The sequence below is a fragment of the Streptomyces gelaticus genome (genome assembly GCF_014649535.1).
GTDB lineage: Bacteria > Actinomycetota > Actinomycetes > Streptomycetales > Streptomycetaceae > Streptomyces > Streptomyces gelaticus.
Window position 1 is genome coordinate 1 of sequence record NZ_BMTF01000059.1, and the last position, 4,975, is coordinate 4,975.

General features: G+C 68.8%; 3 protein-coding genes and 2 pseudogenes. All 5 read right to left on the reverse strand.

The window, feature by feature from the left end:
• Positions 1 to 209 (reverse strand): annotated as a pseudogene (locus IE107_RS34170) (ATP/GTP-binding protein); the annotation flags it as partial.
• Positions 190 to 813 (reverse strand): DUF742 domain-containing protein, encoded by a 624-nt coding sequence (locus IE107_RS34175; RefSeq protein WP_189548233.1) that lies wholly within the window; start codon positions 811 to 813, stop codon positions 190 to 192. The pseudogene IE107_RS34170 and the gene IE107_RS34175, both read right to left, overlap by 20 nt.
• A gap of 89 nt (positions 814 to 902) precedes the next feature.
• On the reverse strand, positions 903 to 1,316 hold the full coding sequence (locus IE107_RS34180; RefSeq protein ID WP_006127847.1) for a roadblock/LC7 domain-containing protein: 414 nt from the start codon (positions 1,314 to 1,316) through the stop codon (positions 903 to 905).
• Between the two features lie 10 nt (positions 1,317 to 1,326).
• Positions 1,327 to 4,464: a sensor histidine kinase gene (locus IE107_RS34185; RefSeq protein WP_189548234.1), complete on the reverse strand. Its 3,138-nt coding sequence runs from the start codon at positions 4,462 to 4,464 to the stop codon at positions 1,327 to 1,329.
• Between the two features lie 347 nt (positions 4,465 to 4,811).
• Positions 4,812 to 4,975: pseudogene (locus tag IE107_RS34190) on the reverse strand (ATP-binding protein); the annotation flags it as partial.

Here is a 4,975-nt window from a genome sequence, read left to right on the forward strand (position 1 = left end):
GCCACCGTCGTGGTGGTCTTGTCCCCGGTGTGCGTCAGGTCGTCGATGCCCGCGGAGGCGGACGTCATCACGGCTTCGGTGCGCAGCGGATTGATCTCCGAGACGGCACCGACGAACGTGGTCTTACCCACGCCGAAGCCCCCTGCCACCACGATCTTCGCCGAGGTAGTGGAGCGGGCTGCTCCGCCGCTAGAGCTTGCGAAGTCCACTGAGCACCCTTTCGAGCAGTGTCACATCTGGCTGGCCGCCGGCGGACTCGTCGCCGCCGGGCTGATGGATAGCGACGAGTCCGGCCTCTGCCAGGTCGGCTACGAGGATCCGGGCAACGCCGAGCGGGATCGAGAGCAGTGCCGAAATCTCGGCGACCGACTTGATCTCGAAGCACAGCCGGCAGATCCGCTGGTGCTCGGGCAACTGCCCTTGCAGCCGGGACGGATCGGCCGTAGTACTGACCAACGCCTCAATGGCGAGTTGGTAGCGCGGTCGGGTCCGGCCGCCGGTCATGGCGTACGGACGGACCAGCGGATTGTGCGCGGCCGGTGCGGCAGGCTCGGGAGTCTGCCGCGGCTGTACCGGCTGGATACGGGGCGTCCGGGGCGAGTCGTAGCGGTGCGGACGCTGGGTGGGCCACCCGAACCCCTGCGCGGGGTCCTGCGGCGGCTGTTGGGCCTGCTGCGGTTGCTGGTAGGGCCGGTAAGGCTGCTGGGCGCCCTGCCTGCTGGGTGTGGAGGGGAAGTTGAACCGGTTGTCCCCGTGCTCACCCGGTACCTGCCGGCCACCGCTGTACGGGTGTCCGCCCTGGGGTGTGTCCACGATTCCTCCTCCGACTACCGGTCCCGATCCCAGTGGGTCCGCGCCACCGCACTTTATGGCCCGGTGGCGCGAAACGCACTGTCTGTCTCTCAGTTGAGAAGACTTCCTTGCAGTTCAGCACGGAGGTCCGGAGTGAGGACACTGCCCGCACGGTCGACGAGAAGGGCCATTTCGTACCCAACCAGACCGATATCGGCGTCCGGATGTGCAAGAACGGCCAGGGAGGATCCGTCGGAAATGGACATGATGAAGAGGAATCCGCGTTCCATCTCCACAACTGTCTGATTCACCGCGCCGCCCTCGAAGATCCGGGAGGCGCCCGCGGTCAGCGAGGTCAGCCCGGAGGCGACGGCGGCCAGCTGGTCGGCGCGGTCACGGGGGAATCCCTCGGACATGGCCAGCAGGAGTCCGTCGGCGGAGACCACCACCGTGTGCGACACCCCGGGGGTGTTGTCCACGAAGTTGGTGATCAACCAGTTCAGATTCTGCGCGGCCTGGCTCATCGGGCTCACACTAACGCTCCTGGTTGTAGGTATTACTGTCGTCCGAACCCGCGCTGCGTCCCCGCAGCACGCCCCGCCGCAGGTTGCTCAACCTGCCGCGGACGTCCTCGGGGGCACGGGAAACCTGGGGGCCGCCCTGCAAGGTCTGCTCCGCTGTGCCCTCGACCAGATTGGCCTTGGGCACCCGCCGGGGGAGTCCGGACGGGGTGATCCCGCCCGCCTTCGGCTCCCGGAGCTTCTCGGCCCGCTCCCAACGCTCGTCGTTGGCCGAGCGCCAGTCGTCGGAGCCGTCCTGCTGCGCGGGCGACGGCTGCTGCGGCAGTTCCTCCTCCCGCTGCTGCGGCTGCTGCGCGGCGGCGGGCCGGTTGTTCCCGCGACCGGTGGGCTGCCAGTGCTGCTGACCGCCCCGGCGCGGCAGACCGGCTTCGGTCAGCTCGTGGCCGGAGTTGGGCGTGGGCCCCGGACGGTCGAAGCCTACGCGCTCCTGCGGCTCGGCGGGGGCGCTCGGGACGGATTCCGCTTCCGTCGGCGCCGATGGCTCGAACGCACCCTGGTAAGCGCTCTGATCCGGCCAGTCGTCCTGATGGGCTCGGGGAGCGAACTGCTCCTCGTACGACGGCTGCGGGGCCCCACTGGCCGCGTAGGCGTCTTCCGCATATCCACCGGACAGACCCTGCTCGGGCTGCGGGACAAATCCCGTGTCGGCGACGTAGGGGTCGTAGCCGCCCTCGTGCGAGGGCTGCTGCGGCTCCTGCGGGTAGCCGTCGGCGGCGTACCGGCCGTCGGCATACGGCTGCTGGGGGAACTGCTGGTGCTCGCCCGACGCCTGCGCCCCCAGCGCCGCCCGGCGCTCCTCGCGCAGCAGCGAACGGCCCACCGGGTCCAGCTGCACGGCGTCCGTCGAGGGCTGCTCGTAGCGGGAGTCGTCGAAGCCGAGCTCCGCGGCCGTGCGCATGTGCGACTGCTGCTCGAAGCTCTGCTGCTCCGGAATGATCGAGGAGACGGTGAAGTCGTCCGTCGCGGCGGCCGGTTCGCCACCGCCGCCGTGGGTGATCGCGTCCGGCAGCATGACCAGCGAGGTGGTGCCGGCCTGCTCTCCCGAGGGGCGCAGCTGGACCCGGATGCCGTGCCGGTCGGAGAGCCGGCCGACCACGAACAGACCCATACGCTGCGACACCGCGGCGTCCACGGTCGGCGGGTTGGCCAGCTTGTGGTTGATGTCGGCGAAGTCCTCGGCGGTGAGGCCGATGCCCTTGTCGTGGATCTCGATCATCACGCGGCCGTCGGGCAGCCGGGTCGCGGTGACCCGCACCTTGGTCTGCGGCGAGGAGAAGGTGGTGGCGTTCTCCAGCAGCTCGGCCAGCAGGTGCACGAGGTCGGTGACGGACTGGCCGTGGATCTCGGTGTCGGGCACCCCGGAGAGCTCGATGCGCTCGTACGACTCCACCTCGGAGGCGGCGGCACGGAGCACGTCGACCAGCGGAACCGGCTGGTTCCAGCGGCGGCCGGGCTCCTCGCCGGCGAGGACCAGGAGGTTCTCGCCGTTGCGGCGCATACGGGTGGCCAGGTGGTCCAGCCGGAAGAGGTTCTCCAGCTGGTCCGGGTCGGCCTCGTTGTTCTCCAGATCGGTGATGAGGGTCAGCTGGCCCTCGATCAGCGACTGGTTGCGGCGCGAGAGGTTGGTGAAGATCGCGTTGACGTTGCCCCGCAGCATGGCCTGTTCGGCCGCCAGCCGGACCGCCTCGCGGTGCACCTGGTCGAAGGCGCGGGCGACCTCGCCGATCTCGTCGTGGCTGTGGATCGGGATCGGCCGGACGCGGGTGTCGACCCGGCCGGGCTCGGCCCGGGAGAGCTGGTCGACCAGCATCGGCAGCCGCTGCTCGGCGATCTGGAAGGCGGCCGTACGCAGTCGGCGCATCGAGCGGCTCATCTGCCGGGCCATCAGGCCGGCCAGGACGAAGGCGGCCAGCAGGGCGACGATCACGACGGCGGCGTTGATGATCGCGTCGTTCCTGGCGCTGGACGAGATGTCCGCGGCCTCGGTCACCGCCTTGTCGACGAGCTCGTCCTCGACCGTGGCGTAGCCGTCGAACCTGGCGGTGGCGGCCGCCATCCAGGTCTCGGGCGTGATGCCCTTCGCGGCCAGTTTCTCCGGTGACTTGCCCTGCCCGATCTGCTGGGCCATGCCGTCGAAGACCGAGCCGTCGATGCTGGGCGGGATGACGAACGGGACGCCCGCCGCGTCGGCCTTCTCCTTGGCCCTCTTCAGCTCCTCGGCGCCCTCGTCGGCCTTGGCGGCCATGACCTGCTTCAGCCGGGCGGCGTCGGCCTCCGTACCACCGGAGGTGAACTCGCCGAGCGCGATCTGCTCCAGGTAGTTGTACGAGCCGAACGCCTTGACCTGGGCGTCGAACTTGGCGCTCTCCTGGCTCGGGCGCACCAGCAGGTGCATGCCGATGGAGCGCTGAAGCGATTCTGCAGCCTTGGCGAGCTCGATCGCGTAGACCGTACGGCCGTAGGTGGTGATGTTGCCGGTGCCCAGCCCCAGCTCGTTGCTGAACTCCATCAGGGAGTGCTGGACCTTGACGTAGCCCTCCTCCGTCTTCACCGGGTCCATGGCCTCGGTGAAGGCGGCCTTGCGCAGCTCGGGAAGGGTGGGCTCCTCCAGCCGGAAGAGCTGAAGGCGCCGCTCCAGGCCCTGCTTCCGGGGCATGTCCTTCGCGGCCTCGTTGAACTTGCCCGCCGCGTTGTCGGTGGCGGCCTGGACCTTGCCGATGACTTCGGCGTCACGCTTGTTCGAGAGGAGGGGCTGAGCGGAGAGGTCGCGCTCGTCGAGGAGTGCCTGGCCGTACTCGGCGGCGGCGCGCACGATCAGCGCGGTCTTCTCGGCGTCCTGCGCCTCGCGCCAGGTGTCGACCGACTCCTTCACCTGGAATCCGCCCATGACCAGGCCGACCAGGACGGGAATCAGGAGGATGGCGTTCAGCCGGGTGGGCACCCGCCAGTTGCGCGGAGAGAACCGGCTGGTTCCGGCACCGGAGACCGCCGCATCGGACGCATCGGCGGACGACGCCGCGGCGCGCGGCGGCGGCGGGGTGAAGTTGCCCCGCTCCAGCTGCGCCGTGGAGCCCGCGTTGTTTCGCCTCACTCGACCAACAACCTCTCGGCGTCGGCACCTACGTTGTGCCGTGTTTCGTTCAGGGCCGTACTACTCGGGAGTTCGTCGAATTCCAGCACGTGGACCGGTCGCGTTCCAAACAGTCGGAACCTGATATTCCGAGTGGCCCAGACCTCAGATAAAACGGGCATAAAGAACGAGCCCCGTCAAAAGGCGGGGCTCGTGTGAGCGCAGTGGCACCAAACGGATGCGTCGGGTGTCGATCGCGGGGCAATTCTCTGTCGAAACGTTATGAATACGGGGGCGGATCGTGTCAAAGGACACAGCCCACCCCCGCCCGACTACGGTAACTACCGTATGGCAATACCGACTTGTGCCTACTTGAGCCGCGCCATGAGCGCGTGCTCGACGAGCGTGATCAGACCGCTCTTGGCGTCGGCACGGTGGCGTGCGTCCGTCGTGATGATCGGGGTGTCGGGTCCGATCTGGAGGGCCTCGCGGACCTCGTCGGGGGTGTAGGGCTGGTGTCCGTCGAAGCCGT

Excerpts from the sequence above, each read along its gene's own strand:
- IE107_RS34180 (WP_006127847.1), bottom strand. The coding sequence starts at position 1,316 with ATGAGCCAGGCCGCGCAGAATCTGAACTGGTTGATCACCAACTTCGTG.